Here is a 24,841-nt window from a genome sequence, read left to right on the forward strand (position 1 = left end):
CGCTACCCTGAACACGGCGGTCACCACCGCCACACTTTTCTGCGACTGGAGGATCCCCATGGCGATCGATGCGAACGGCGACGTCAAGATCCAGGGGATCTCCCTGCGGAGTCTGCCGAAGGTGTCGCTGCACGACCATCTCGACGGCGCGCTGCGTCCGGCGACGATCGTCGAGCTGGCGGATGCCGCGGGCATCGAGCTGCCGCAGAGCGATGCACGCTCGCTCGGGCGCTGGTTCGCGAAGCAGAGCGATTCGGGCTCGCTGGTCGAGTACCTGAAGACGTTCGACCTCACGATCGCGGTCATGCAGACGCCGGAGGCGCTGACCCGGGTGGCCCGGGAGTTCGTGCAGGACCTGGCGAAGGACGGCGTGATCTACGGCGAGGTGCGCTGGGCACCCGAGCAGCATCTGGCGGGCGGCCTCAGCCTCGAGCAGGTCGTCGAGGCCGTGCAGCAGGGGATCGAGGAGGGCGAGGACGCCGCGGACGCCGCGGGGCACAGCATCCGGGTCGGCCAGCTGCTGTCGGCGATGCGCCAGCACGATCGCGCCCGCGAGATCGCGGAACTCGCGGTCGACTTCCGCGGGCGCGGCGTGGTGGGCTTCGACACCGCGGGCCCCGAGGACGGCTTCCCGTCGTCGAACTATGGCGAGGCCTTCGACTACCTCGCCGACAACTTCTTCCCCGTGACGGTGCACGCCGGCGAGGCGGCCGGACTCGACTCGATCCGCTCCGCGCTGCTCGACGGTCGCGCCCTGCGCCTGGGGCACGGCGTGCGCATCGCCGAGGACCTCGAGGTCATCACGCGTGAGGGCGACGAGGTGCAGGTGCAGTTCGGGGACGTGGCGCGCTGGGTGCGCGACCGTGAGATCCCTCTCGAGCTGTCGCCGTCGTCGAACCTGCAGACCGGGGCGGTCGCCGCCTGGGGCTCGGAGCTCGCCGACCACCCGTTCGACCTGCTCTACCAGCTCGGCTTCGCCGTCACCGTGAACGTCGACAACCGCACCATGAGCGCGACCTCGCTCACCCGGGAGCTCGCCCTGCTCGTCGAGGCGTTCGAGTACGACCTCGACGATCTCGAGACGTTCCAGTTCAACGCCGCGGCCGCGACGTTCCTCCCGGTCGAGGAGCGCGAAGAACTGGTGGAGATGATCGCCGAAGGCTTCGACGCCTGACCATGACGACACGGGGGAGCCGTTCGCGGGCGCGGCGCAGACGCCGGGGGATCTGGATCGGCGCGGTCGTCGCTGTGGTGGTCGTGGCCGGTGGTGCCGCGGCAGCGTTCACGTGGATGAATCGTGAGCCCGAACCGATCCCGCGCGTCGAGGCCACGCCGATCGAGCGCCCGCTGACCGCGGCGCAGCAGCTCGTCGCCGACTCCGGCGACCCGAACGGGTGCGCCGTGTCGTTCACGGGTGAGGGAATCGCGCTCGACATGCAGGTGCAGTCGCAGGGTGCGCTCTACGCGTACCTGCCGATCCCGGCGCAGGACGGCCGCGTGTTCGCCGGGTGGTACGCCACCGCCGACGACGCGGCGGCGCAGAACGTCGCGGCGCGCGTCAACGGCGCGGACGCGGTCGTGTGCACGGATGCCGAGGTCGAGCTGTTCGGCGCGTGGACGACGCCGGAGGCGAACGCGGCGGCCGATGTGCAGGTGCCGATCCTCATGTACCACCAGTTCACCGCGAACCCCGAGGGGGAGTCCGGGTGGCTGCGGGGCAACTACGCCTACATCGGCGACTTCGACGCGCAGATGAACCACATCGCGACCACCGGGTTCTACCTGCCCACATGGGACGAGCTGAGCGCGTTCATCGACGGTCGGCTGTCGCTTCCCGCGCGCTCCGTCATCATCACCGACGACGACGCCGACCAGACGTGGTTCGACCTCGCCGTGCCGGTCGTCGACAAGTACGAGCTGCTCTCGACGTCGTTCATGATCACCGCCTACCGCCAGGACCCGCCGCCGTCGCCGTACGTGCTGCGACGCTCGCACACGCACGACATGCACCAGGCCGGCGCCAACGGTCGGGGCCGCATGGAGAACTGGACCGCCGACGAGATCGCCGCCGACCTCAACACCTCCGGCGACGCACTGGGCGTGCGCGAGGTGATCGCCTACCCGTTCGGGCACTACAACGACACGGCGAAGCAGGGCGTGACGCAGGCCGGCTTCGAGATGGCCCGCACCATCGAGCCGGGCTACGTCGAGATCGGCACCGACAAGCTGGCGCTCCCCGTCGTGCGCATCGACTACGGAATGGGCCTCGACTCGCTGATCTCGCGGATCGGCTGAGCCGCGCTCAGCCGGCGGCGGCCAGCGCCTCCTCGGCGAGGAACGCACCGAGGAGCTCGGTGACGGTGGCGTGCATCTCGTCGTCGGGGATCGAGGGCGTGCCGTCGCCGGCCTGCGGCCCGTAGTCCCCGAACGAGGCGTGCGAGGCGCCGTCGATCTCGACGAGGTCGGCATCGGCGGGCAGGTTGCCGCGCGCATCCGCGATCTTCGCCGGCGTCGAGAGGCCGTCCTCGGAGCCGGCGAGGCTGAGGACCGCGAGATCGGTGTCGGACAGATCGTTGGAGCAGTAGGAGCCGAAGAGCACGAGGGCGTCGGCATCCGCCGCGAGCTGGCAGGCACGCACGCCGCCCAGCGAGTGGCCGCCCACGGCCCACGCGTCGACGTCGGGCGCGGCGGAGGTGAAGGAGTCGAGGGGTCGCGGGTCGAAGAAGGCGAGGTTCAGCCAGGGGCGGGTGATCACGACCGTGACCCCCTCCTCGACGACGCCCTGCAGGATCGCGGCGTACGCCCAGGGGTCGACCTTCGCGCCGGGCACGAAGACGAGCCCGATCTCGGAGTCGCCGTCGGCGGGCGTGAGGACGATGCCCTGCTCCGCGTCGTTGACCGTGATCGCGGGGTTCTCGCGCACGGCGGCGAGAGGTGCCTTCTCCGCCCCCATCACACCGATCTGGCTCCAGGCGACGATACCGCCGGCGCCGAGGACGAGGATGATCAGGATGCTCCACAGCGTCCACTTCAGGACGCGCCGGCCACGCTTCTTCTGCACCTGCCCAGCTTACGTCGGGCGCCTGTGAACGAGCACAGGTCTAAGCGCTGGCGAGGGCGCGCAGCTCGCGCCGGACCGCACCGCGGTAGGCGTCCTTGTTCACGTAGTAGGCCATGCGGTCGAGATTCAAGTAGTGGTAGCCGCCGGTGAGGTCTGGCCAGGCGGATTCGGTGACTCTCGCGCGGAACCGGGCCGCGCGAGACGGGTCGCGCTCGGCCGCGTCGAGATATGCGGCGACGAGCTCCGCCTGCTCGTAGCGCCCCTGCCAGCCGATCCCGGATGCCTCGATCATGCCCATCATGAACAGCCCGTTGAACGACGACGGGAAGATGTGCAGGAACAGCTCGGGGGAGGCGCCGCGCCAGTTCAGGTGCGCGGAGTCGACGAACGGGTAGTCGAGCCGATAGCCGGTCGCGAGGAGCACCAGGTCGTAGTCGCCGGACGACCCGTCGCGGAAATGCACGGTCGAGCCGTCGAAGCGGTCGACGTCGGGGCGGACGCGCAGGTCTCCCTGGCCGAGGTGATTGAGCACCATGGTGTTCACGATCGGGTGCGACTCGTAGATGCGGTAGTCGGGCTTCGGGAAGCCGAACCGCACGGGGTCACCCGTGAACGCACGCAGCACGCGGGAGTCGAGGGCCTGCTTGAGCCGGGCGGGGAGCGGGCGGCCCTGGTTCAGGGTGTCGCTCGGCCGGCCGAAGAGGTAGCGCGGCACGAAGTAGTAACCGCGACGCACGCTCATGTCGATCGCGTCGGCGCGGTGCACGGCATCCACCGCGATGTCGCAGCCCGAGTTCCCGGCGCCGACGATCAGCACCCGGCGTCCTGCGAGCTGCGCGGGAGAGGAGTAAGCGCTCGTGTGCAGCACCTCGCCGGCGAACCCGCCCGGGAAGGTGGGGACGTTCGGCTCGGCGAGCGTGCCGTTCGCGAGCACGACGCCGGCGTACCGGCGCGTGTGCTCGCCGTCCGGGCCGGCGCTCGTCAGGTCCCAACCGCCGTCGTCGCGGGGGTCGAGCCGGGTGACGCGCGTGTCGAAGCGGAAGAGCTCGGTGAGGCCGAAGTGGTCGGCGTACTCCCGGAAGTACTCGAGCAGCACCGCATGCCCGGGATAGTCGACCGTGGATCGCATCGGGAACTCGCGGAACTCGGTCGTCGTGCGCGACGAGATGAGGTGCGCCGACTCGTACATCGTGCTGCGCGGATTGGAGATGTCCCAGAGACCGCCGACGCCGTGCGAGGCCTCGTAACCGTCGACGGGGATGCCGCGCTTCTGGAGCGCGCGGACGGCGGCCAGGCCCGACGGGCCCGCACCGATCACGGCATAGGTGTCCATGTTGCCCCCGCACGTCTGTGTACCGAAAACGCCCCCGCACCCCGATCGTATCGGGGTGCGGGGGCGTCCGCGATCGATGGCTCAGGCGGCGCGGAGAGCGTCCTGCCGGGTGGCCACGACCGCCTCGACGGCGGCGAAGAGCGGATGCTGCGGCTCCAGTCCCGTCGTGCGCGTCGTGAACGTCTGCGCGTCCAGCGTGCCGAGCAACTGACGCAGCTCGACGGACTGGGTGTCCTCGGCATCCTCGAACTCGAGGGTCGCCGCGATCGCCGCGACGAGGGCATCCGTCGACAGGCCGTGCTCGGCCGCGGCGGCGGCCGGGCCGATGAACCGTTCGTGCCGGGAGATCTTGCGCAGCGGCTGGCGTCCGACGCGCTGCACCGTGTCGATGAGCGCCGGATTGCGGAAACGCTCCAGGATCGTCGCGCGGTACTCGGCGAGATCGGTCGGGTCCAGCCCGTGGGTCGCCGCGAGCACCGCCGAGGTCTCCTCGAGGGCCGCGCCGACCGCCGTGGCGATCTGCGGATCGGCGAGGGCGTCGGAGATCCGGTCGATGCCGGCACGGGCGCCGAAGTAGGCGGTGGCCGCGTGGCCGGTGTTGACCGTGAACAGCTTGCGCTCGATGTACGGGGCGAGGTCGTCGACGAAGTGCGCTCCGGGGATGCTCGGCAGCGTGCCACCGAAGGGGCCCTGCTCGATCGTCCACTCGAAGTACGGCTCGACCGTGACGTCGACGCCCGCACCCTCGGGCTGGGCCGGCACGATGCGATCGACGGCGGTGTTCGCGAACACCGCGCGTGCGAGCAGATCGGGCGCATCGGCGCCCGCGGCGCTCTCGATCTCGGCGCGGAGCAGATCGGTCGCGCCGATCGCGTTCTCGCACGCCATGATCACCAGCGGTGCAGCGTCGGGGGAGCGGCGGGTGAGGCCGGAGACGATCGTCGGCGCGATGAAGCGCAGCACCGTCGGTCCGACCGCGCACGTCACGACATCGGCCGTGGCGACCTCGTCGGCCGCGGTATCCGGATCGGTCTTGCTGTTGACGGCGCGGAACCCGGTCACCGTGCGGTCGATGCCCCCTGGCCCGACCTCGTGCACCGTGTACGAATCGACCGCGTTGATCGCGTCGACGAGTGCGTCCGCCACATCCGAGAAGACGACCTCGTAGCCGCCCTCGTGGAGCAGGAGACCCACGAAGCCGCGGCCGATGTTGCCGGCGCCGAACTGGACGGCCTTCATCCCTCGTTCACCGCCGAGAGCAGGGCGAAAAGCTCGTCGGGGGTCTGCGCCGCCGTCAGTTTCGCGACGTCGTCCTCGTCGGAGAACAGGATCGCGATCTGCGAGAGGATCTCGAGGTGCTCGTCACCGCGGCCGGCGATGCCGATCACGAACGTCGCGGGCTCGCCCGCCCAGTCCACGCCGCCGTCGTAGCGCACGACGGAGAGGGCCGAGGCGAGGATCGCGTCCTTGGTCTCGTTGGTGCCGTGCGGGATCGCGAGGCCGTTGCCCATGAAGGTCGAGACCGTCTCCTCGCGCTGACGCATCGCGTCGACGTAGGCCGGGGTCACTGCGCCCACCGAGACCAGGATGTCGGTCGCCTCCTGCAGGGCTTCCTCCTGCGTCACCGATCCCGGGTGGATCCGGATCTGGTCGAGGGTGAGAACGCTCATGATGATTCCTTTCTGAGAATGGTCCGGTGGGCGGATGCCGCAGCATCCGCCCACCGGGGTGTGTCACGCGTCGGTGCCGCGCTGGGCGCGCACCATCTCGACGACCTCTTCATACTTCGGGGAATTCATGAAGTTGTCGACCGATACGTGCAGGGAGTTCGGCGACTGGGCCTTCGCGCGATCCGTCAGCTGCTGCTGCGTGATCACGAGATCGGCCGTCCCGTCGAGGTTCGCGATCGCCTGATTGGTGACCGTGACGCCGTCGACGCCCGCCTTCTTGAACTTGTTGCGCAGGACGCTCGCGCCCATCGCGGAGGAACCCATACCGGCGTCGCACGCGAACACGACGTTCTCGATGCGGCGGTCGGTCGCGACGGCGGTGCCACCGGCGGCTGCGCCGCTCGAGGTGCGCAGTGCGTCCATCGCAGCGGAGGACTTGCCCTTGTTGGCCTCGGTCTGCGCGATCGCGGCGCCGAAGGTGTCGCCCTCTGCCTCGAGGTCGCGCTTGCGGGAGGCGCGGAGGATCACGGCGGTGATGAGGAAGGTCACGGCCGCGGCGATGAGCACCGACAGGTAGACGACGACGAGGTTGCCGACGCCCGAGCCGATCGCTCCGGCGGTGACGGCGATGATGCTGCCCGGTGCGGCCGGGAAGCCGAGACCGCCGCCGAGGACCATGTTCGTCGTGACACCGGCCGCGCCACCCGCGATGAGGGCGAGGATGGTGGTCGGCTTGCTGAGCGCGTACGGGAAGTAGATCTCGTGGATACCACCGAAGAACTGGATGACGGCCGCGCCCGGAGCCGAGGCCTTCGCCGCACCGACACCGAAGAAGGTGAACGCGAGCAGCAGACCGAGACCGGGGCCGGGGTTCGCCTCGATGAGGAAGAGGATCGACTTGCCCGTTTCGGCGGCCTGCTCGATGCCGAGCGGGGTGAAGACGCCGTGGTTGATGGCGTTGTTCAGGAAGAGCACCTTCGCGGGCTCGACGATGATCGAGACCAGGGGCAGCAGGTTGAGCGAGACGAGCCAGTCGACTGCCGCACCGAGCACGGCGCTGATGCCGAGCATCACCGGGCCGAAGGCGAAGAAGCCGACGATCGCAAGGATCATGCCGAGGATTCCGGCCGAGAAGTTGTTGACGAGCATCTCGAAGCCGGGGCGGATCTTGCCGTCCCACAGCTTGTCCATCTGCTTCGTGATCCACGCCGCGATCGGACCCATGATCATCGCGCCCAGGAACATCGGGATGTTGGTTCCGACGATGACACCCATGGTGGCGATCGTCGCCACGACGCCACCGCGCTCGCCGTAGACCATGCGGCCTGCGGTGTTCGCGATGAGCAGCGGCAGAAGGTAGGTGACCATCGGGCCGACCAGACCGACGTAAGCGAAGATGTTGCCGTCGGCCCCTTCGGCGACCGCTGTCATGGCCCCCTGCCATCCGATGACGGCGGAGTCTCCGCCGCCGCCGATGATCTCGGCCACCGGAGCCCAGTGCCAGCCGAAGGGGCTCTTGGCGCCGAAGAACCCGGCGGGGATGAACAGCATGGTGATGAAGCCCCACGCGATGAACGCCGCGATGTTGGGCATGATCATGCCGGAGAGGAACGTGCCGAAACGCTGCACGCCCGTTCGGAGCCCGTTCGCCTTGGCGGGGGCTGGTGACGTCGTCGTCATGATGTCGTCTCTTTCTGGTGAGGAGGGAGGGCCGCGGATGCTTCCACCACGGCCAGGCGTGCACCGGCGGCGTCGTCCGCCGCCAGTGCGAGCTCGGCGAGGTTACGGGCCTCGTCGAGCGTGCGTTCGGAGAGCGCGTGGCGGACGTCCGCCAGCGCTGCGGGAGCCATCGAGAGGCTCGTGGCGCCGAGGCCCACGAGTACGACGGCGAGGAGGGGATCGGCGGCGGCCTCGCCGCAGATGCCGACGGGCTTGCCCAGGCGAGAACCTGCGGTCCCGACCTCGCGCACGAGGCGCAGGACAGCGGGGTGCCAGGGGTCCTGGAAGCTCGCGACCGATCCGAGCAGGCGGTCCGCGGCCATCGTGTACTGCGTCAGGTCGTTGGTGCCGATCGAGGCGAAGTCCGCGTGCGCGAGCACCCGGTCGGCGAGCAGCGCGTTCGCCGGCACCTCGACCATGACGCCGGCGGTCTTCAGCCCGTATTCGCGGGCGAGGCCCGTGAAGTACGCGGTCTCCTCGACGGTGGTCACCATCGGTGCCATGACCCACAGGTCGGCGGAGGTGGCGGCATCCGCCTCGGCGAGAGCCGTGAGCTGCTCGCGCAGGATGTCCTCGCTCGCGCGCAGGGAACGCAGACCCCGGAGCCCGAGTGCCGGGTTCTCCTCGTGGGCGTCGTTGAGGAAGGCGAGCGGCTTGTCGGCGCCCGCGTCGAGCATGCGCACGACGACCTTCTTGCCCGGGAACGCGGCGAGCAGCTCGCGATACGACTCGCGCTGCTGAGCGATCGTGGGCGCCTGCGTGGCCGAGAGGAACAGGAACTCGGTGCGGAAGAGCCCCACGCCCTCGGCGCCGCGCTCGACGGCGTCCGCGGCATCCGCGGGCTTGCCGAGGTTCGCCAGCAGCGGGATCGCGGTGCCGTCGGCCAGCGCCCCCGGCGTCGCGGGTGCGGCGTCGGCGGAGGCGCGCTCCGCGGCGCGCTGGGCGGCGCGGTCGAGGGCGTCCTGCGCGGGGTCGGCGGTGACGATCCCTGCCGCGGCGTCGACGATGACCGTCGTGCCGGTCGCGAGAGCCGCTGCCTCGGTCGCTCCGACGATCGCGACGATGCCCTTCTCACGGGCGAGGATCGCGGTGTGCGAGGTGGGGCCGCCGTCGCTCGTGATGAGCGCGAGCACCTGGTCGAGATCGAGCAGGGCGGTGTCGGCGGGTGCGAGGTCGCGCGCCACCAGGACGAACGGATGCCCCGGGTTCGGCACACCGGGCGCCTCGACGCCGCGCAGACGGGCGAGCACCCGCTGGGCGATGTCGTCGAGGTCGGCGGCGCGCTCGCCGAGGTAGCCCCCGACGGCCTCGAGCGTGGCCTTGAATCCCGCGAAGGCGTCGTGCACGGCCCACTCGGCGGTGGATCCGGCGTCGATGCGCTCGTCGACCTCGTCCTGGAGCGTCGGGTCCTCGGCGATCATCGCCTGAGCTTCGAGCACGTCCTGGGCCGATCCGCCGGCTGCCTCGCCGCGAGCGGTGAGCTCCTGGGCGACGACCGCCACGGCCTCGCGCACGCGGGCGCGCTCCGCCTCGGCGCCGACGGTGCTGGGCGTCTGGTCGGGCGCGGGCAGCGCCTCGGTCATGCGCACGACCGGGCCCTGCGCGACGCCGAGCCCGATGCCGACTCCGCGCAGCTCGCTCATCACGATTCCTGGTCGTGGTCGGTGGTCAGCAGTTCGGTGAGCGTGTCGAGCACGCCCTCCGCGCTGTCACCGTCGGCCGTGAGGGTGACGTAGTCGCCGTGCTCGATCGCCAGGGCGATGACCCCGAGGATGCTGGCCGCGTTGACGGCCTTGCCGGAGTCCTTGGCGATCGTGACGGGGATGCCCGCCTCTTTGGCGGCCTGCGCGAAGAGCTTCGCGGGGCGCGCGTGCAGTCCGTGGGAGGAGCCGATCCGAACGGTGCGTGAAACGGTCATGGTGTTCCTTTCGGGGTGGTCTCCGCGGCGAGCAGCGCGCGCACCAGGGCGAGCGTCCGTTCCCCGTCGCGGTCGGCGAAGATGTCGGCGGGCAGGAGGGCGACGGGAACCCCGGCGCTCGCGCGCAGGGCGTCCACCCGGTCCGCGAGGTGCGGGCCGACGAGGAGCGCATCCTGTGCGCCGGGGAAGACGGAGGATTCCACTCCGGCGACGGCATCCCACGGGAGACCCGCGTCGGATGCGGCGCGCCGCAGTCGCTGTGCGACGAACGTGCTCGACGCACCCGCGCCGCACACAATGAGGATCCTCATCGATTCCACCTTCCTGAGAACAGTCTGTGAAAGACCGGGGGTGGGGTGCCAACAAGAACCTTTCCGCCCCTGCGGAACCCTGCTTCCGGCCCCCGCTCCGGCCTCGGCCTGACATCATGGGAGGGCGGCGCACAGAGAAGTCGCGCACGTACGACGAGCAGAGGGAGGATCATGTCGCGCCAGCGCCAGGACCAGATCCTCACCGCTCTGCTGCGCCGGGGCTCGTGGGCGACCGCCGCCAGCCTCGCCGATCTGGTCGGGGTGACACCCCGCAGCATCCGCTCGTACGTCGCCGCCCTCAACGCCCGCGTCGGCGGTGACGCCGTCGAGTCCGGACCCGCGGGCTATCGAGCGGGCCCCGCCGCGCGCGACGCCCTCCGCGCCCGGTCGGGTGGCGAGTCAGCCCCGCGCGATCGTCTGCACGCGGTGGTGCGGATGCTCCTCGACGAGCCGGACGGCATCGATATCTACGCGACCGCCGAGCGGATGCACGTGAGCGAGGCGACCCTCGAGGCCGACCTCGCCCGGGTCCGCGGTCTGCTCGACGGCACGGACCTCGTGCTCGAGCGCGATCGGGAGATCGTGCGGCTGCAGGGCACCGAGGAGGAGCAGCGCCGGCTGATCTCGCGCCTCGCCCACGACGAGATGGATGCCGCGTCGTTCCACCCCGAGACGTTCCGCCGTGCGCTCGCCGGCACGGGGATGTCGGCCGAGGCGGTCGGCCCGTTCAAGTCGGCGCTCGTGCGCGAACTCGGCACGCTCGGCTACTTCGTGAACGAACTCGCGATCTCGGACGTGCTCCTGCACATCGCGATCGCCACCGACCGTGTCGCCTCGGGGTACGCGATCGCCGGCGATCCGACCGGAGCGCACGACGAGATCCCGCGGATGGGGGAGATGATCTCCCGGCTGGCGACCGAGCACTTCGGCGTCGAACTGGGGGAGGGCGACAGCCGGCACCTCGCCTCGCTCGTGCTCACCCGGGTCGTCGCTCCCGGCGAGGAGGCGACACGGGAGGTCGCCCGCAGCGGTGTGGAGGCCGGGGTCGAAGACGCGGTGCGCGCCGAGCTCGCCCGCGCTGCGGCCGAGTACGACGTCGACCTCGTCGAGGACTCGTTCGTGCTCCGCCTCTCGCTGCACGTGCAGAACCTGCTCCGGCGTACGCAGGGCCAGGCCTTCGCCCGCAATCCGCTCACGCGCTCGCTGAAGACCTCGTACCCCATGATCTTCGAGGTCGCGGTGTCGATCGCCTCAGGGCTGCACGACCGTTTGGGCACACCGATCCACGACGACGAGATCGCCTACATCGCCATGCACGTCGGCGGCCGGCTCGAACGCAGCCGCAAGGCCGCGACGATCCTCACCGCGACCATCGTCTGCCCCGGGTACTACGAGTTGCACGAGCTGCTGCGCTCGAGCGTCGACCGTTCGCTCGGCTCGGCGATCGAGGTCACGAGCGTCGTGACCAGCGTCGACCCCGATTGGTCGTCGTTCGACACCGACCTCGTGCTCAGCACGATCGAGCCAGCCCTCACCGGCGAACGCTTCGTGCGCATCCACCCGTTCTTCACCGACTCCGACGTCGAGCGCGTGCAGCAGGCCGCCGGGCGTATCCGCCGCGGTCGCCGGCTCACGCACCTGCGCGAGGAGCTCGCCCAGTACTTCGACGCCGACGCCTTCGTGCACCCGCTCCCCGACGAGGGCGAGGAGGCGATCATCCGGCGCCTCGGCGGACTGCTCGTGGGCACCGGGGTGATCGGCGAGGACTACGTCGAGAACACGATCGTGCGCGAGCGCATGTCGTCGACTGCGTTCACGGACGCGCTCGCCGTGCCGCACGCACTGCAGATGACGGCGACGCGCACGTCCATCGCGATCGGCGTGGCCGACGGATCGGCCGCGTGGGCGGACGGCCGTGTGCAGGTCGTGGCGTTGGCCGCCTTCAGCGAGGGTGACCGCGCGGCGTTCCAGACCGTGTTCGAGCAGCTCGTCGAGGTCTTCAGCGAGCGCGAGAGCGTGCAACGGATCGTGCGCCGGGGAACGACCTTCGAGGCCTTCCTCGACGAGCTCGTCGCCGTCATCGACGGCTGAGCGTTCTCGCCGTCCCCGTTGCGGGCATCAGGGCGGTGTCAGAGCGGCGTCACGGCGCCGGGGCGAGCACGGACGCGAGCTCGTCGAGCAGATCGTCGGCACCCGGCCCCGCCGCGGTCTGCAGCTCGACGGCATCGCCGGTGCCGAGCGCGAGGTCCATCACCGCGAGCACGCTGCGCAGATCGACGGTCGTCCCGTCCGAGGTGCGCAGGGTCACGGGCGAGTCGTGGGCCTGCACGAGACGGACGATCTCGGCGACGGGTCGGGCATGCACTCCGTTGTGCGCGCTGACGATGACGTGGCGGGTCGGCATGCTCCGATCGTATCCGGGTATGCCGACGGCGCGCGGCCCCGCGGGGCCACGCGCCGTCGTGAGCGGTCAGGAGCGCTCGTCGAGGAGTTCCCGCACTCCGGTCTCGATCTCGACGACCGCCGCACGGGCATCGTCGGACGAGGCACCCGCGGCGTCGATGTAGACCTTGAGCTTGGGCTCGGTACCGCTCGGGCGCACGATCACCCGTGAGCCGTCGTCCAGCCGGTAGCGCAGTACATCGCCCGAGGGCTGGCTGGCGGCGGCGTGCAGGAGGTCGTCGACCGAGGCGACCGGCCGGCCGGCGATCTGGACCGGGGGCAGCGTGCGCAGGGCCAGCATGACGCGTCCGATGATCGAGAGATCGTCGACGCGGATCGAGACCTGACCGCTCGAGAAATGCCCGTAGGTGTCGCCGAGTTCCGCGAGCAGGTCCGCGATCGTCGCCCCGCGGTCGCGGGCCTCGGCGGCGAGGCCGAGGATCGCGACGGCCGCGGAGATGCCGTCCTTGTCGCGCACCGTTTCGGGGTTAACGAGGTAGCCGAGGGCTTCCTCGAAACCGAAGACGATGCCGGGGGCGCGTGAGATCCACTTGAAGCCGGTGAGCGTCTCGTGGAAGTCGAGACCGTGGTGCGCGGCGATCGCGCCGAGCCCCGGCGACGACACCAGCGAGCACGCCAGCGCTGCACCGGGCGTCCCGGCGGCGGCGCGCGCGGCACGGGCGCCCAGGAGCAGGCCGACCTCGTTGCCGGTGAGGCGACGCCATCCCTCGGGCGCCGAGTCGTCGGGGATGGCGACGGCGAGGCGGTCGGCATCCGGATCGTTGGCGAGGATGAAGTCCGCGTTCGTGCGGCGGGCCCGCGCGAACGCGAGGTCCATCGCTCCCGGCTCCTCCGGGTTGGGGAAGGAGACCGTGCGGAACGTCGCATCGGGTGCGAGCTGTTCGCCGACGACGGCCGGGCGGGGGTAACCCGCGGCGGTGACGATGCGTGCGAACGTCTCCCATCCGACGCCGTGCATCGCCGTGTACACCCAGCGCAGTCCCGACGCACCCTCGGGAGCGGGGGCGACCGCGGCCGTGGCCGCCACGTACGCATCGACGACGTCTTCGCCCGCGACCTCGTAGGAGGCAGAGCGGGGGAGAGCGGCGATGCTGCCGGCATCCGCGACGCGCTGGATGGATGCCGCGATCTCGGCGTCCGCGGGCGCGACGATCTGCGAACCCTCGTCAGCGCCGCCGAGGTAGACCTTGTAGCCGTTGTCGTTCGGCGGGTTGTGGCTCGCGGTCACCATGACCCCGGCATCCGCGCCGAGGTGGCGCACCGCGAAGGCGAGCACCGGTGTCGGCAGCAGACGGGGGAGGAGCACTGCGCGCAGCCCCGCACCGGCGAAGATCTCGGCGGAGTCGGTGGCGAAGACCCGCGAGTTGCGGCGTCCGTCATAGCCGATCACCACGGTCGGGATCGCGCCGCCCGCGCGCTCGCGCAAGTACGCCGCGAAGCCGGCGGCCGCCTGCGTGACGAGCACGCGGTTCATGCGGTTGCTCCCCGCACCGAGTTCGCCGCGCAGACCCGCCGTCCCGAAGGCCAGGCGGGCGCCGAAGCGATCGTCGAGGTCGGCCAGCGCGGCCTCCTCGCCGCTCGCCGCGCGCGTGATGATCCCGGCCAGCTGGTCGCGGGTTTCGTGGTCGGGGTCCTGGCGCATCCAGGCGCGAGCCTGGGCGAGCCGCTCCTCGCTCACAGCGCCTCGACCACTCGGGCGAGGAGGGCCGAGATCACCGGCTCCGCCTCGCGTCCGGCCTCGATCACCTCGGCGTGGCTGAGGGGAGTCTTCTGGATGCCGGCGGCGAGGTTCGTGATCAGCGAGAAGCCGAGCACCTCCATGCCCGCCTCGCGCGCGGCGATCGCCTCGAGGGCGGTCGACATGCCGACGATGTGCCCGCCGATGACCTTCGCCATCTGCACCTCCGCCGGCGTCTCGTAGTGCGGGCCGCGGAACTGCGTGTAGACGCCCTCGTCGAGGCTCGGGTCGACGCTGCGGGCGATGTCGCGCAGGCGCTTCGCGTACAGATCGGTGAGATCGATGAAGGTGGCGCCTTCGAGCGGGGAGTCGGCGGTGAGGTTGATGTGGTCGCTGATGAGCACCGGCTGGCCGGGCGTCCAGGTCTCGCGGATGCCGCCGGCACCGTTCGTGAGCACCATGATCTTGGCTCCGGTCGCCGCCGCCGTGCGCACGCTGTGCACGACACGGCGCACGCCGTGGTCCTCGTAGTAGTGGGTGCGCGCGCCGATGACGAGGACGTTCTTGCCGTCGGGGGTGCGGATGCTGCGCAGGGTGCCGACGTGGCCCTCGAGCGCGGGCTTCGAGAAACCGGTGACCTCGGTCGCGGGGATGGTCGCGACGGTCTCGCCGATGATGTCGGCGGCCTTGCCCCAACCGCTGCCGAGCGTGAGCGCGATGTCGTGCTTCTCGACGCCGGTGAGCCGTGCGATGTCGGCGGCGGCGGTGGCGGCGACCTCGAACGGGTCGGCGTTCGGGTCATCCAGGGGGTTGCTGTGAGTCTCGGACATAGGCTCCACTCTAGGAAGGTGACGGCTCGGCTGCCAAGATTGCGGAAGAATGGCTTTCATGTCTTCCACCCCTTTCGAGCGCACTCAGCGCGTCGCCGTCCTCGGCGGCGGTCCCGGCGGTTACGAGGCGGCCCTGGCTGCCGCTCAGCTCGGAGCCGAGGTGACCCTGGTCGAGCGCGTCGGCGTGGGCGGTGCGGCAGTCCTCACCGACGTCGTGCCGTCGAAGAGCCTGATCGCGACCGCCGATGCCGCGGTCGCGATCTCCGAGGCGAGCGACCTCGGTGTGCAGTTCTACGCGAAGGGCGAGAAGGGCAAGCCGCTCAAGCCCGAGATCGCGATCAACCTCGCCGCCGTCAACAAGCGACTGATGGCGCTCGCGGGGCAGCAGTCCGAGGACATGCGCGCGACTCTGCTCGAGGCGGGCGTGCGCATCCTCTCCGGTCACGGCCGCCTGGAGGGCTCCGACGCGATCGTCGTCTCGACCGGTCAGGGCGGCACCGACTTCGACCGCGTCGAGGCCGACACCATCGTGGTGGCGGTCGGCGCGGCTCCTCGCGAGCTGGACTCCGCCAAGCCCGACGGTCGCCGGATCCTCACGTGGACGCAGCTGTACGACATGAAGTCCCTTCCCGACCACCTGATCGTGGTCGGCTCGGGCGTCACCGGCGCCGAGTTCGCCTCCGCGTACATGAACCTCGGCGCGAAGGTGACGCTCGTCTCCAGCCGCGACCAGGTGCTTCCCGGAGAGGACCAGGATGCCGCCCGCGTGCTCGAGAAGGTCTTCAAGCGCGGTGGCATGACCGTGCTCTCGAAGGCCCGCGCCGACAAGGTCGAGACCACCAAGGACGGCGTTACCGTCACCCTCTCCGACGGCCGCACGGTCGACGGCAGCCACTGCCTCATGGCGGTCGGTTCCATCCCCAACACCGCCGACATCGGTCTCGCCGAGGCGGGGGTGGAACTCACCGAGCAGGGGCACATCCGCGTGAACCGCGTGGCGCGCACCTCGGTGCCCAACATCTACGCGGTGGGCGACTGCACGAACTTCTTCCCGCTGGCCTCGGTCGCGTCGATGCAGGGCCGCACGGCCGTGTTCCACGCGCTCGGCGACATCGTCATCCCGCTCGAGCAGATCAAGATCACCTCGAACATCTTCACCGCTCCCGAGATCGCGACCGTCGGATACTCCGAGAAGGACGTAGAAGACGGCGTGGCCGACGGCATGGTCTACAAGCTGCCGCTGGCCGCGAACCCGCGCGCGAAGATGATGGGCATCAAGGACGGCTTCGTGAAGCTCATCGCCCGCAAGGGGTCGGGAACGGTCATCGGCGGAGTGATCGTCGCCCCGAAGGCCTCCGAGCTGATCTACCCGATCGCGATCGCTGTCGAGCGGCGCCTCACGGTCGATCAGGTCTCGCGCGTCTTCGCGGCGTACCCGTCGCTGTCCAGCAGCATCACGGACGCGAGCCGGGCGATGCACCTGTTCAACATCTCCTGATCGGACGACGCGAAAGGCGCCCCACCCGCGGTGGGGCGCCTTTCGCGTACCTGGGTCCCTGAGCCTGTCGAAGGGGCCTGAGGTTCTGGACGGGCTCAGCTGATCGTGAGCAGCTGGTGCCCGGCGGAGACGGTGGCGCCGGCATCCGCATTGATGTTGCCGACGACGCCGTCCTTGTGGGCCTGCAGAGGCTGTTCCATCTTCATGGCCTCGAGCACGACGACGAGGTCGCCCTTGACGACCTGCTGCCCCTCCTCGACGGCGATCTTGACGACGGTGGCCTGCATGGGCGACTTGACCGCATCGCCCGAGGCGCCCGCGTTGGCGGTGGTGGCGTGGCTGCGACGTGCCGGCGGCACGGCGGCCGGGCGTCCGGCGCTGCCGGCGGCGACGGCCACGCGGTCGGGGAGGCTGACCTCGAGGCGTTTACCGGCGACCTCGACGACCACCGTGTGGCGACCGGCACCCGGTGCCGGGGCCTCGAGCTCGCCGTCCCACGCGGGGATGTCGTTGACGAACTCGGTCTCGATCCAGCGCGTGAAGATGCCGAACTCACCGTTCTCGGCGGTGAAAGCGGGATCGCGGACGACCTTGCGGTGGAAGGGGAGCACGGTCGGCAGACCCGAGACCTCGAACTCGTCGAGCGCGCGGCGCGAGCGCTCCAGCGCCTCCTCGCGGTTCTTGCCGGTGACGATGATCTTCGCGAGCAGCGAGTCGAAGGCACCCGAGACCGAGTCACCGGCGGTCACGCCGGAGTCGAGGCGGATGCCGGGGCCGCCGAAGGTCTTGAAGACGTGGACGGGGCCCGGCTGGGGGAGGAAGCCGCGGCCCGGGTCCTCGCCGTTGATGCGGAACTCGAAGGAGTGGCCCTGCGGCTCGGGGTCGGCATAGTCGATCGTGCCGCCGGCGGCGATGCGGAACTGCTCGCGCACGAGGTCGATGCCGGTGACCTCCTCGGAGACCGGGTGCTCGACCTGGAGGCGCGTGTTGACCTCGAGGAACGAGACGGTGCCGTCGGCGCCGATGAGGAACTCGCAGGTTCCGGCGCCCACGTAGCCGACCTCCTTGAGGATGGCCTTCGAGGCGGCGTAGAGCTGGGCGTTCTGCTCGTCGGTCAGGAACGGCGCGGGCGCCTCCTCGACGAGCTTCTGGTGACGGCGCTGCAGCGAGCAGTCGCGGGTCGAGATGACGACGACGTTGCCCTCGGCATCCGCCAGGCACTGGGTCTCGACGTGCCGGGGCTTGTCGAGGTACTTCTCGACGAAGCACTCGCCGCGACCGAAGGCCGAGACGGCCTCGCGCGTTGCCGACTCGAACAGCTCCGCGACCTCGTCGAGCTCACGGGCGACCTTGAGGCCGCGTCCGCCGCCGCCGTAGGCGGCCTTGATGGCGATCGGCAGGCCGAACTCCTTCGCGAAGGCGACGACCTCGTCGGCGGTCTCGACCGGACCGGGGGTGCCGGGGGCGAGCGGTGCGCCCACCTTCTCAGCGACGTGGCGTGCGGTGACCTTGTCGCCGAGCGCCTCGATGGCCTCGGGCGACGGGCCGATCCAGATGAGCCCCGCACCGATCACGGCGCGGGCGAACTCGGCGTTCTCGGCGAGGAAGCCGTAACCGGGGTGCACGGCGTCGGCGCCGGCGCGCCGGGCGACGGAGAGGATCTTCTCGATCTGGAGGTACGTCTCGGCGCTGGTCGCGCCTCCGAGTGCGTAGGCCTCGTCGGCGAGTCGCGTGTGCAGCGCGTCACGGTCCTGGTCGGCGTAGACGGCGACCGAGGCGATTCCGGAATCCCGGGCGGCGCGGATGATGCGGACGGCGATCTCGCCGCGGTTGGCGATGAGCACCTTGGCGATAGCAGGCATGGTTGCCAGCCTAGCGAGAAGCAGGGGGATCCATTTGACGACTCCCCACAAGAAAGAGCCGAGAACGTGGAGGGGAGTCTACGACCGGGTCGGGGCGTTCCAGAGGTCCGTCCAGACGACGCCGAGCTCGGCGGCGAGGCGTCGAACGGTCGAGAGCGACATCCCCACCACGGTCGAGGGATCACCGTCGACCCGGGTGATGAACGCACCGCCGAGGCTGTCGACGGTGAAGGCGCCCGCGACCAGCAACGGCTCGCCCGAGGCGACGTAGGCCGCGATCTCGTCATCGGTGATGTCGTCGGCGAAGGTCACGGATGCCGCAGCCGTCGCCGTGGCCTCGACCGGCTCCGCGCCGGGGGAGACGCGGAAGACGGAGTGCCCGGAGTGCAGCACGCCGGTGGCTCCCCGCATCTCGCGCCAGCGGCGCGTCGCCTCCTCCGCCGTGTAGGGCTTGCCGTAGACGCGTCCGTCGAGCTCGAACATCGAATCGCCCCCGATCACGATGCCGTCGAAGGCGGGGTCCTCGGACGAGAGGCGACGGGCGACATCGGCGGCCTTGGCCCGTCCCAACAGCAGCACGAGCTCCGCGGGCGGCAGCTCCGTTCCGCGTTCGGCTGCGGCGGCCGCAGCCACCGCGTCCTCGTCGACGTCGGGGGAGAGGGTGAGCGGCTCGATCCCCGCCTGCCGCAGCAGCATCAGACGGGCGGGAGAGGTGGAGGCGAGGCAGACGCGCATGTGGTCCACCGTATCCGTGGACCGCCGTATCCTCGAAGGATGACTTCCCCCGATGCGGACCTGCTCGACCTCGACATCACGGGGATCGCGCACGGCGGCACCTTCGTCGCCCGCCACGAAGGACGCGTCGTCTTCGTCTCCGATGCGATCCCGGGCGAGCGCGTTCGCGCACGCCTGATCGCTCCCGGCGAGGGAGCGGATGCCTCCACCCGCAGCTTCTGGCGCGCCGAGACCGTCGAGGTGCTCGACGCGTCCGAGCACCGCCGCCCGCACCTCTGGGCAGAGGCCGACGTGACCCGCGATCCCGCCGATCGTCCGGGCGGAGCCGATCTGGGGCACATCGATCTCGACCACCAGCGCGTCCTCAAGCGGCAGGTGCTGACCGAGGCGCTCGACCGCTTCGCCGGCGCGGGTCTCGAGGCCCCCGAGATCGAGGCCGTCGAGTCGGGTGACGGGAGCGGCTGGCGCACGCGTGTCACGCTGCACGTCGACGACGCGGGGCAGGTCGGTCCGTACGCGGCCCGCAGCCACCGCGTGATCCCCGTGACCTCCCACCCGCTCGCGCGCCCGGCGATCGCCGAGGCCGCACTCTCCCTGCGCGGAGAGGCCCCGGGGCGCATCGAACTGGTCGAACCGGCCGACGGCACGGTTCGGGTCATCCGCCGTGATTCCACCGAACGTCCGGCGAAGGTCGCCCGCGGGTTCCGACGCCGCCCGGCTCCCGAGGTGATCCACGAGGTCGTGAACGACCGGCGGTTCGCCGTCGACGCGACGGGGTTCTGGCAGGTGCATCCGCGTGCGGCATCCGTTCTGGATGCGGCGGTCTACGGCCTGCTCGACGGGCACGTCGACGATCAGGCGACGCACTTCGATCTCTACGGCGGGGTCGGGCTCTTCGCCGCGACGCTCGCCGATCTCGGCGGCACCGATATCGTGACCGTCGAGTCGAGCGCCCGCGCGACCCAGCACGCCGCCGAGAACCTCGCCCCTCTCGCGGTGAACGCGGTCACGGCGCGCGTCGACCGTTTCCTCGCCACGCGCACCGGCGGCGGACGCAGCGGCGCCGTCATCCTCGACCCGCCGCGCGCGGGCGCCGGACGCCAGGTCGTCGAGGCGGTGCACGCCCTCGCTCCGGAGGCGATCGCCTACGTCGCCTGCGATCCGGTCGCGCTGGCACGCGACCTCGGCACGTTCCGGGGGCTCGGCTGGAATGTCGACCGCCTGCGCGGGTTCGACCTGTTCCCGCATTCGCACCACTTCGAGGTCGTCGCGCTGCTCACCCGCTGACTAGGCTGTGGGGATGAGCACGGTCGCCCTCATCGATGATCACGAGTCTGTCCGCCTGGGACTCGAAGCGGCGTGCGCACGCGACGGTCAGACCATCGTCTTCTCGGGCAGCACGGTCGTGTCGTACCTCGACTGGCGGGCCGCGTCCGGCGCGGCTCCCGCCGAGGTCGTGGTGCTCGATCTCACCCTCGGCGACGGGACGACGGTCACCGAGAACGTGAACTCGCTGGTCACCGACGGCGCGAGCGTCGTCATCCACAGCGTCGCCGATCGCCCCGCCGCGGTCCGCGAAGCGCTCGCCGCCGGCGCCGCGGGCGTGGTCAGCAAATCCTCGGCGCTCGACGACGTGCTCGACGCGATCCGTACCGTCGCCCACGGTGAAGCCCTCAACAACGTGGAATGGGCGAGCGCGGTCGACGGCGACCGCGACTTCGCCGATGCGCAGCTCTCGACCCGCGAGCGCGAGGTGCTCCGCCTGTACGCCGCCGGACTTCCGCTGAAGGCGGTGGCCGAGCGTCTCGGCGTCGCGTACTCCACGGCCAAGGAGAACATCACCCGCATCCGCGTGAAGTACGTCGAGGTCGGGCGTCCGGCGCCGACGAAGGTCGATCTGCTCCGGCGGGCGATGGAAGACGGCATCGTCGAACCAGACGGGGCGTCGAGTGGCCGCTGAGTCCCTCAGCATCCGTGAGGCGTGGAACCAGATCCCGTCTCCCGGCGCGGCCGAGACCGAGTTCGAACGGTTCACCGGCAAGCGCATGGAGCGCATCCTCGCCACGGTCGTCGCGATCGGGTCGACGGCACTCGGCGTGCAGGCGCTGTTCTTCGCGATCCCTTCGCTCGCGGATGCGAACGTCGGCCATGCCGTCATCGTCTTCCTCGTCTACGTGCCGTTCGCGGTGATGCTGGTCTGCTGCCTGATCGGCCGGGGCGTGCGCATCGCTTCCGGGATCTTCGCGGTGACCTACGTGCTCGTGCTCGCCGCCTGGCCCAATGTCGTGACGAACGGCGACGGCCTCGCCGCCACGCAGCCGTGGATCTTCTACTTCGTCAACGTCGGCGTCGTGGCCGCGATGCTCGCCTTCCCCGTGCGCGTGCAGTACGCCTGGGCGGTCGCCGTGCCGTTCGTCTATGGCTACGTGCAGCTGGTGCAGGGGGAGTTCTCGCGGCCGTTCTGGGTCGCCACGGCGTTCGATGTGTCGTTCACCCTGATCCTCGGTCTCGTCATCATCTCGCTGGGATGGATGTTCCGGTCGGTTGCCGCCGGCGTCGACGACGCGCGAGGGCATGCGGTCGCCTCCTACGCGGCCGCCGCGGCGGCGGCCGCCGCGGAGGAGGAGCGCATCGCGATGTCGGCGCTCATGCACGACAGCGTGCTCGCGGCGCTGATCGCCGCCGAGCGTGCCGAGAGCGATCGGGCGAAGGAACTCGCCGTCGCGATGGCCCGCGAGGCGCTCACCCGCCTCGCCAACACCGAGGCGGCGGTCACCCAGGAAGGTAGCGACGAACCGGTCGCCGTCGCGCAGATCGTGTCAGAGCTGCGCCGAGCGCTCTCCGAGATGGGCGTCGATGCGATCGTCGAGGAGAATGGCGCACCGGGAGTCATCCCGGGCCGTGTGGCACGGGCGCTCGTGCTCGCCGCACGGCAGGCGATCGGCAACGCGGTCACGCATGCGGGTGGGCGCGGACTCCACATCGTTGCCGACTCGCAGGGTGACGACGGCATCCGCGTGACCGTGAGCGACACCGGAGCAGGGTTCGATCTCGCGGCCATCGGGGAAGACCGCCTGGGTATCCGCGCGTCAGTCCTCGCGCGTATGGCCGGTGTCGCGGGAACAGCGCAGATCGACTCGGATGCCGGGGGCACGACCGTGGCCCTGGGATGGAGTGCGCCATGAACCGTACCGTCCGCAGCACCGCGACCTCGCTCGCGGTCGGCTTCGCGCTGTACTTCGCTGCACGTGGTGTCGCGTGGACGGCCGATCCGTCTGCGCCCGTGTTCATGGTGCTCGCGATCGCGCTCTACCTGGTCGTCGTGAACCTGGCGATCCTCGGCTCGCCCGACACCGTGAAGCTGCCGCTGTGGTCGGCCGTGCTTGCCACGGTCGTCAGCGTGATCATTCCGGTCGCCGTGACGTTCTCGCTCACCGAACCCGTCCGCACGGCACCGTTCGCGACGTGGTACATCGGTGGCGTGGGCCTGCTGAGCGTCATTCTCGTCGTGCGGCGACGATTCCTGACGGGCTGGTTGATCCTCCTGCTCCTCGTCGCCACATCGTCCGCGTTCCTCGGGTTCTTCACCTCGCTCCGGCTCGGCCTGGTCGGATCGATCATGTGGGTGGTCGTCGCGAACCTTCTGGTGTGGTTCTGGGACCGGGCGGTGCGCGACACCGAGCGCCTCGCCGAGATCCAGCAGGCGGTGTCTGCCTGGCACGCCACGCAGCTCGTGCGTCAGCGTGAGCGGCGCGTGCGCACTCAGTTCGCTCTCGCGGTCGCGGGCCCCGTGCTCAGCCGGACCGTGGCCACGCGGGGCTCCCTGACCGAGGAGGAGCGTCTCGATGCGCGCCTCGCCGAGGGGCGGCTGCGTGACGAGCTGCGCGGAGCCGACCTGCTCAACGATGCGGTGCGTGATGCGATCGAGGCGGCCCGCCGACGCGGCGCAGTCGTCACCGTGTTCGACGAGGGCGGTCTCGACGGCGTCGACGAGTCGCGCCGCGTCGAGATCCGTGACGAGCTCGCCGGTGTCCTGGCAGAGGCTCACGCGGGACGCCTCATCATCCGCTCCGCCAAGGACGATCGCACCGCGGTGACGGTGGTCGGGCGCGTGGGATCGGGCTCGTCGCGCGACGACGACTCCGTCGACGTGTGGCACGAGATCCCGCGGAGCGCGGCCCACGGCTGAACCATCGGCGATGGCGCTTCTCTTCGGCTCCGGCTGGGGGAGGGTGCCGGAGTCGAAGAAGAAGTGAGAATGGGCGAGGGGCGGCGAAATCGCCAGCCCCTCGCCATGCGGCTCAGTTACCCGAAAACCAGCCGCGGATGATCGATCACCGTCTGTCTACCCTGGGACAGAGAGACCGATCGAACGCGAAGCGTCTCCATAAGTTTCGCGGGTCGCAACCCCCGTGTCTGTAGGTATTTTGGGGGACACAGGCGTCAGGATGCGGGAGGATGGCCGGATGAGCACGCGGCGCGGAACGAACCTGCCCCGGATGGGCGACTTCAATCAGGCGGTCGTGGTCGAGGCGATCCGGCGCGCTGGCGATGCGCTGAGCCGCACGGAGCTCGCGGCGGACACCGGCCTCTCCGCGCAGACCCTCACCAACATCGCCCGCCGGCTCCTCGACGAGGGCGTGATCGCGGAGGCCGGGCGTGCCATCAACGGGCCGGGAAAACCCCGGGTCCTGCTGCGCCTCGTGCCCGAGAGCCGCTACTCGGTGGGCGTCCACCTCGACCCCGCGGTCGTGACGGTGGTGCTCCTCGATCTCGCCGGGGCGGTGGTCGCCCGGCGCCTGATTCCGGTGGGGTCGCCAGAGCCCGCGGAGATCATCGACGAGATGGCCCGTGCGATCGACGCCCTCATCGAGGAGGCCGGTGTCGATCGCTCGCGGATCGTGGGCATCGGACTCGCGGCTCCCGGACCCCTCGACGAGGCGAACGGGACCGTCGTCGACCCGCCGATGCTGCGCGGATGGCGCCGCGTGCCGCTGCGCGAGCTGCTGTCGGCGGCAACAGGCTTCGCGGTCGCCCTGGAGAAGGACACCGCCGCGGCCGCCGCGGGCGAGCTCTGGACGCGCCGCGGCCCCGTCGACGACTCGTTCGTCTTCCTCTACCTCGGCACGGGGCTCGGCGCGGCGCTCGCGCGCGACGGTGAGGTCACGCGCGGCCGCACGGGCAACCTCGGCGAGATCGGGCACATCGTGGTCGATCCGGAGGGGCCGCCGTGCGCCTGCGGGTCTCGAGGGTGCGTCGCAGTCACGTGCACGCCGCAGTCGATCGTGGCGGAGGCGGTGCGGGCGGGCATGCTCCCTCCGGAGAACGACGATGGCGAGCCCGGCGCGCTCGAGGCACGGTTCGCGCAGCTGTGTGCACGGGCGGAACAGGGGGATGCGGTGGCCTCCGGCATCCTCGGTCATGCCGCCCGGTGCACGGCCGCTCTCCTGGTGGTACTCACGGATGTCCTCGATGTGGAGCGCGTCGTGCTCGGGGGGCCGTTCTGGGGGTACGTGTCGGCGGTCTACCTCGCCGAGCTGCCCGAGTACGTCCAGCGTCTGAGTGCGACGCGCGCTCTGCGGCAGATCCCGATCGACGGCACGGTCGTCGGTACCGATGTCGGGGCCGTCGGCGCAGCGTGCGTGGTGCTGGACGAGGCCCTCACTCCGCGGGCCTCCGCGCTGATGCTGTCGGAACGCGTGCCCGCTCCCGCCATCCCTTAAATCCAATCGATGTAGTATTTGAGACGTTCCCCGTCATCGT

At 70.6% G+C, this 24,841-nt stretch carries 22 protein-coding genes; 9 read left to right on the plus strand and 13 right to left on the minus strand.

All coding sequences use genetic code 11. From position 1 onward, the window contains the following. Window positions 1-58 precede the first annotated feature (58 nt). Entirely contained in the window at window positions 59-1,174 is a 1,116-nt protein-coding gene (locus ACIQTT_RS16150) for an adenosine deaminase (RefSeq protein WP_402792330.1), read from the plus strand. Window positions 1,175-1,176: 2 nt separating this feature from the next. Beyond that, window positions 1,177-2,295 carry a polysaccharide deacetylase family protein gene (locus tag ACIQTT_RS16155; RefSeq protein WP_402792333.1) on the plus strand — a complete coding sequence of 373 codons (1,119 nt, stop codon included), beginning with the start codon at window positions 1,177-1,179 and terminating at the stop codon, window positions 2,293-2,295. Window positions 2,296-2,302: 7 nt separating this feature from the next. On the opposite strand, the gene ACIQTT_RS16160 is transcribed toward ACIQTT_RS16155, so the two are convergent. The 8 genes from ACIQTT_RS16160 to ACIQTT_RS16195 form a co-directional block, all read right to left on the minus strand. Next, window positions 2,303-3,061, minus strand: coding sequence for an alpha/beta hydrolase (locus tag ACIQTT_RS16160; RefSeq protein ID WP_402792335.1), 759 nt, complete (start codon window positions 3,059-3,061; stop codon window positions 2,303-2,305). A 40-nt stretch (window positions 3,062-3,101) separates the two neighbouring features. Beyond that, window positions 3,102-4,394, minus strand: a complete 1,293-nt coding sequence (locus ACIQTT_RS16165) for a flavin-containing monooxygenase (protein WP_402792337.1) — start codon at window positions 4,392-4,394, stop codon at window positions 3,102-3,104. 81 nt (window positions 4,395-4,475) lie between these two features. Next, on the minus strand, window positions 4,476-5,633 hold the full coding sequence (locus tag ACIQTT_RS16170) for a mannitol-1-phosphate 5-dehydrogenase (RefSeq protein ID WP_402792340.1): 1,158 nt from the start codon (window positions 5,631-5,633) through the stop codon (window positions 4,476-4,478). After that, window positions 5,630-6,064: a PTS sugar transporter subunit IIA gene (locus ACIQTT_RS16175; protein WP_402792343.1), complete on the minus strand. Its 435-nt coding sequence runs from the start codon at window positions 6,062-6,064 to the stop codon at window positions 5,630-5,632. Before ACIQTT_RS16175 ends, ACIQTT_RS16170 begins: the two co-directional genes overlap by 4 nt. A 63-nt stretch (window positions 6,065-6,127) precedes the next feature. After that, the gene (locus ACIQTT_RS16180) at window positions 6,128-7,744 is read right to left on the minus strand and encodes a PTS mannitol transporter subunit IICB (protein WP_402792346.1); all 1,617 of its coding nucleotides are present in this window, start codon (window positions 7,742-7,744) and stop codon (window positions 6,128-6,130) included. Further along, entirely contained in the window at window positions 7,741-9,426 is a 1,686-nt protein-coding gene (ptsP, locus tag ACIQTT_RS16185) for a phosphoenolpyruvate--protein phosphotransferase (protein ID WP_402792349.1), read from the minus strand. Before ptsP ends, ACIQTT_RS16180 begins: the two co-directional genes overlap by 4 nt. After that, window positions 9,426-9,701 (minus strand): HPr family phosphocarrier protein, encoded by a 276-nt coding sequence (locus ACIQTT_RS16190; protein ID WP_247624821.1) that lies wholly within the window; start codon window positions 9,699-9,701, stop codon window positions 9,426-9,428. The genes ptsP and ACIQTT_RS16190 overlap by 1 nt, the downstream gene beginning before the upstream one ends. Further along, a complete protein-coding gene (locus tag ACIQTT_RS16195; protein WP_402792352.1) occupies window positions 9,698-10,012 on the minus strand; it encodes a PTS sugar transporter subunit IIB in 315 nt (104 codons plus the stop codon). Before ACIQTT_RS16195 ends, ACIQTT_RS16190 begins: the two co-directional genes overlap by 4 nt. Window positions 10,013-10,183: 171 nt before the next feature. On the opposite strand from ACIQTT_RS16195, the gene ACIQTT_RS16200 reads away from it, so the two are divergent. After that, window positions 10,184-12,103 carry a BglG family transcription antiterminator gene (locus tag ACIQTT_RS16200; protein ID WP_402792355.1) on the plus strand — a complete coding sequence of 640 codons (1,920 nt, stop codon included), beginning with the start codon at window positions 10,184-10,186 and terminating at the stop codon, window positions 12,101-12,103. A 49-nt stretch (window positions 12,104-12,152) separates the two neighbouring features. Here the strand turns inward: ACIQTT_RS16200 and ACIQTT_RS16205 are convergent, their stop codons facing one another. From ACIQTT_RS16205 to ACIQTT_RS16215, 3 genes are all read right to left on the minus strand, one after another. Continuing rightward, window positions 12,153-12,416 (minus strand): HPr family phosphocarrier protein, encoded by a 264-nt coding sequence (locus ACIQTT_RS16205; RefSeq protein WP_402792358.1) that lies wholly within the window; start codon window positions 12,414-12,416, stop codon window positions 12,153-12,155. 66 nt (window positions 12,417-12,482) lie between these two features. Beyond that, complete coding sequence (locus ACIQTT_RS16210; RefSeq protein ID WP_402792361.1) at window positions 12,483-14,153, minus strand: phospho-sugar mutase; 1,671 nt, start codon at window positions 14,151-14,153, stop codon at window positions 12,483-12,485. Then, window positions 14,150-14,983, minus strand: coding sequence for a purine-nucleoside phosphorylase (locus tag ACIQTT_RS16215; RefSeq protein ID WP_402792364.1), 834 nt, complete (start codon window positions 14,981-14,983; stop codon window positions 14,150-14,152). Before ACIQTT_RS16215 ends, ACIQTT_RS16210 begins: the two co-directional genes overlap by 4 nt. Before the next feature lie 49 nt (window positions 14,984-15,032). Between ACIQTT_RS16215 and ACIQTT_RS16220 the strand changes: the two genes are divergently transcribed. Next, window positions 15,033-16,481: an NAD(P)H-quinone dehydrogenase gene (locus ACIQTT_RS16220; protein WP_402792367.1), complete on the plus strand. Its 1,449-nt coding sequence runs from the start codon at window positions 15,033-15,035 to the stop codon at window positions 16,479-16,481. A gap of 95 nt (window positions 16,482-16,576) precedes the next feature. On the opposite strand, the gene ACIQTT_RS16225 is transcribed toward ACIQTT_RS16220, so the two are convergent. Then, a complete protein-coding gene (locus tag ACIQTT_RS16225) occupies window positions 16,577-18,343 on the minus strand; it encodes a biotin carboxylase N-terminal domain-containing protein (RefSeq protein ID WP_402792370.1) in 1,767 nt (588 codons plus the stop codon). 78 nt (window positions 18,344-18,421) lie between these two features. After that, window positions 18,422-19,078 carry a Maf family protein gene (locus tag ACIQTT_RS16230; protein WP_402792373.1) on the minus strand — a complete coding sequence of 219 codons (657 nt, stop codon included), beginning with the start codon at window positions 19,076-19,078 and terminating at the stop codon, window positions 18,422-18,424. A gap of 39 nt (window positions 19,079-19,117) precedes the next feature. Here ACIQTT_RS16230 and ACIQTT_RS16235 point away from each other — a divergent pair, with 39 nt between their 5' ends. The 5 genes from ACIQTT_RS16235 to ACIQTT_RS16255 all read left to right on the plus strand — a co-directional run bounded on the left by ACIQTT_RS16235 (window position 19,118) and on the right by ACIQTT_RS16255 (window position 24,801). Further along, on the plus strand, window positions 19,118-20,365 hold the full coding sequence (locus tag ACIQTT_RS16235; protein ID WP_402792375.1) for a class I SAM-dependent RNA methyltransferase: 1,248 nt from the start codon (window positions 19,118-19,120) through the stop codon (window positions 20,363-20,365). 13 nt (window positions 20,366-20,378) lie between these two features. Continuing rightward, on the plus strand, window positions 20,379-21,038 hold the full coding sequence (locus ACIQTT_RS16240; protein WP_402792378.1) for a response regulator: 660 nt from the start codon (window positions 20,379-20,381) through the stop codon (window positions 21,036-21,038). Continuing rightward, window positions 21,028-22,263 (plus strand): sensor histidine kinase, encoded by a 1,236-nt coding sequence (locus ACIQTT_RS16245; RefSeq protein WP_402792381.1) that lies wholly within the window; start codon window positions 21,028-21,030, stop codon window positions 22,261-22,263. The genes ACIQTT_RS16240 and ACIQTT_RS16245 overlap by 11 nt, the downstream gene beginning before the upstream one ends. Further along, complete coding sequence (locus ACIQTT_RS16250; RefSeq protein WP_402792384.1) at window positions 22,260-23,267, plus strand: hypothetical protein; 1,008 nt, start codon at window positions 22,260-22,262, stop codon at window positions 23,265-23,267. The genes ACIQTT_RS16245 and ACIQTT_RS16250 overlap by 4 nt, the downstream gene beginning before the upstream one ends. 277 nt (window positions 23,268-23,544) lie before the next feature. Continuing rightward, window positions 23,545-24,801 carry an ROK family transcriptional regulator gene (locus tag ACIQTT_RS16255; protein WP_402792386.1) on the plus strand — a complete coding sequence of 419 codons (1,257 nt, stop codon included), beginning with the start codon at window positions 23,545-23,547 and terminating at the stop codon, window positions 24,799-24,801. The last annotated feature ends 40 nt before the right edge of the window (window positions 24,802-24,841 follow it).

This window comes from Microbacterium sp. NPDC090225 (assembly GCF_044772365.1).
Lineage (GTDB): Bacteria > Actinomycetota > Actinomycetes > Actinomycetales > Microbacteriaceae > Microbacterium.

What these genes read in the sequence shown, in the direction of transcription:
- ACIQTT_RS16165 (WP_402792337.1), bottom strand. Translation starts at nt 4,394, where the DNA reads ATGGACACCTATGCCGTGATCGGTGCGGGCCCGTCGGGCCTGGCCGCC.
- ACIQTT_RS16175 (WP_402792343.1), bottom strand. Translation starts at nt 6,064, where the DNA reads ATGAGCGTTCTCACCCTCGACCAGATCCGGATCCACCCGGGATCGGTG.
- ACIQTT_RS16205 (WP_402792358.1), bottom strand. Translation starts at nt 12,416, where the DNA reads ATGCCGACCCGCCACGTCATCGTCAGCGCGCACAACGGAGTGCATGCC.
- ACIQTT_RS16155 (WP_402792333.1), top strand. Translation starts at nt 1,177, where the DNA reads ATGACGACACGGGGGAGCCGTTCGCGGGCGCGGCGCAGACGCCGGGGG.
- ACIQTT_RS16225 (WP_402792370.1), bottom strand. Translation starts at nt 18,343, where the DNA reads ATGCCTGCTATCGCCAAGGTGCTCATCGCCAACCGCGGCGAGATCGCC.
- ACIQTT_RS16230 (WP_402792373.1), bottom strand. Translation starts at nt 19,078, where the DNA reads ATGCGCGTCTGCCTCGCCTCCACCTCTCCCGCCCGTCTGATGCTGCTG.
- ACIQTT_RS16215 (WP_402792364.1), bottom strand. Translation starts at nt 14,983, where the DNA reads ATGTCCGAGACTCACAGCAACCCCCTGGATGACCCGAACGCCGACCCG.
- ACIQTT_RS16150 (WP_402792330.1), top strand. Translation starts at nt 59, where the DNA reads ATGGCGATCGATGCGAACGGCGACGTCAAGATCCAGGGGATCTCCCTG.
- ACIQTT_RS16255 (WP_402792386.1), top strand. Translation starts at nt 23,545, where the DNA reads ATGAGCACGCGGCGCGGAACGAACCTGCCCCGGATGGGCGACTTCAAT.
- ACIQTT_RS16240 (WP_402792378.1), top strand. Translation starts at nt 20,379, where the DNA reads ATGAGCACGGTCGCCCTCATCGATGATCACGAGTCTGTCCGCCTGGGA.
- ACIQTT_RS16190 (WP_247624821.1), bottom strand. Translation starts at nt 9,701, where the DNA reads ATGACCGTTTCACGCACCGTTCGGATCGGCTCCTCCCACGGACTGCAC.
- ACIQTT_RS16200 (WP_402792355.1), top strand. Translation starts at nt 10,184, where the DNA reads ATGTCGCGCCAGCGCCAGGACCAGATCCTCACCGCTCTGCTGCGCCGG.
- ACIQTT_RS16235 (WP_402792375.1), top strand. Translation starts at nt 19,118, where the DNA reads ATGACTTCCCCCGATGCGGACCTGCTCGACCTCGACATCACGGGGATC.
- ACIQTT_RS16220 (WP_402792367.1), top strand. Translation starts at nt 15,033, where the DNA reads ATGGCTTTCATGTCTTCCACCCCTTTCGAGCGCACTCAGCGCGTCGCC.
- ACIQTT_RS16180 (WP_402792346.1), bottom strand. Translation starts at nt 7,744, where the DNA reads ATGACGACGACGTCACCAGCCCCCGCCAAGGCGAACGGGCTCCGAACG.
- ACIQTT_RS16170 (WP_402792340.1), bottom strand. Translation starts at nt 5,633, where the DNA reads ATGAAGGCCGTCCAGTTCGGCGCCGGCAACATCGGCCGCGGCTTCGTG.
- ptsP (WP_402792349.1), bottom strand. Translation starts at nt 9,426, where the DNA reads ATGAGCGAGCTGCGCGGAGTCGGCATCGGGCTCGGCGTCGCGCAGGGC.
- ACIQTT_RS16250 (WP_402792384.1), top strand. Translation starts at nt 22,260, where the DNA reads ATGAACCGTACCGTCCGCAGCACCGCGACCTCGCTCGCGGTCGGCTTC.
- ACIQTT_RS16195 (WP_402792352.1), bottom strand. Translation starts at nt 10,012, where the DNA reads ATGAGGATCCTCATTGTGTGCGGCGCGGGTGCGTCGAGCACGTTCGTC.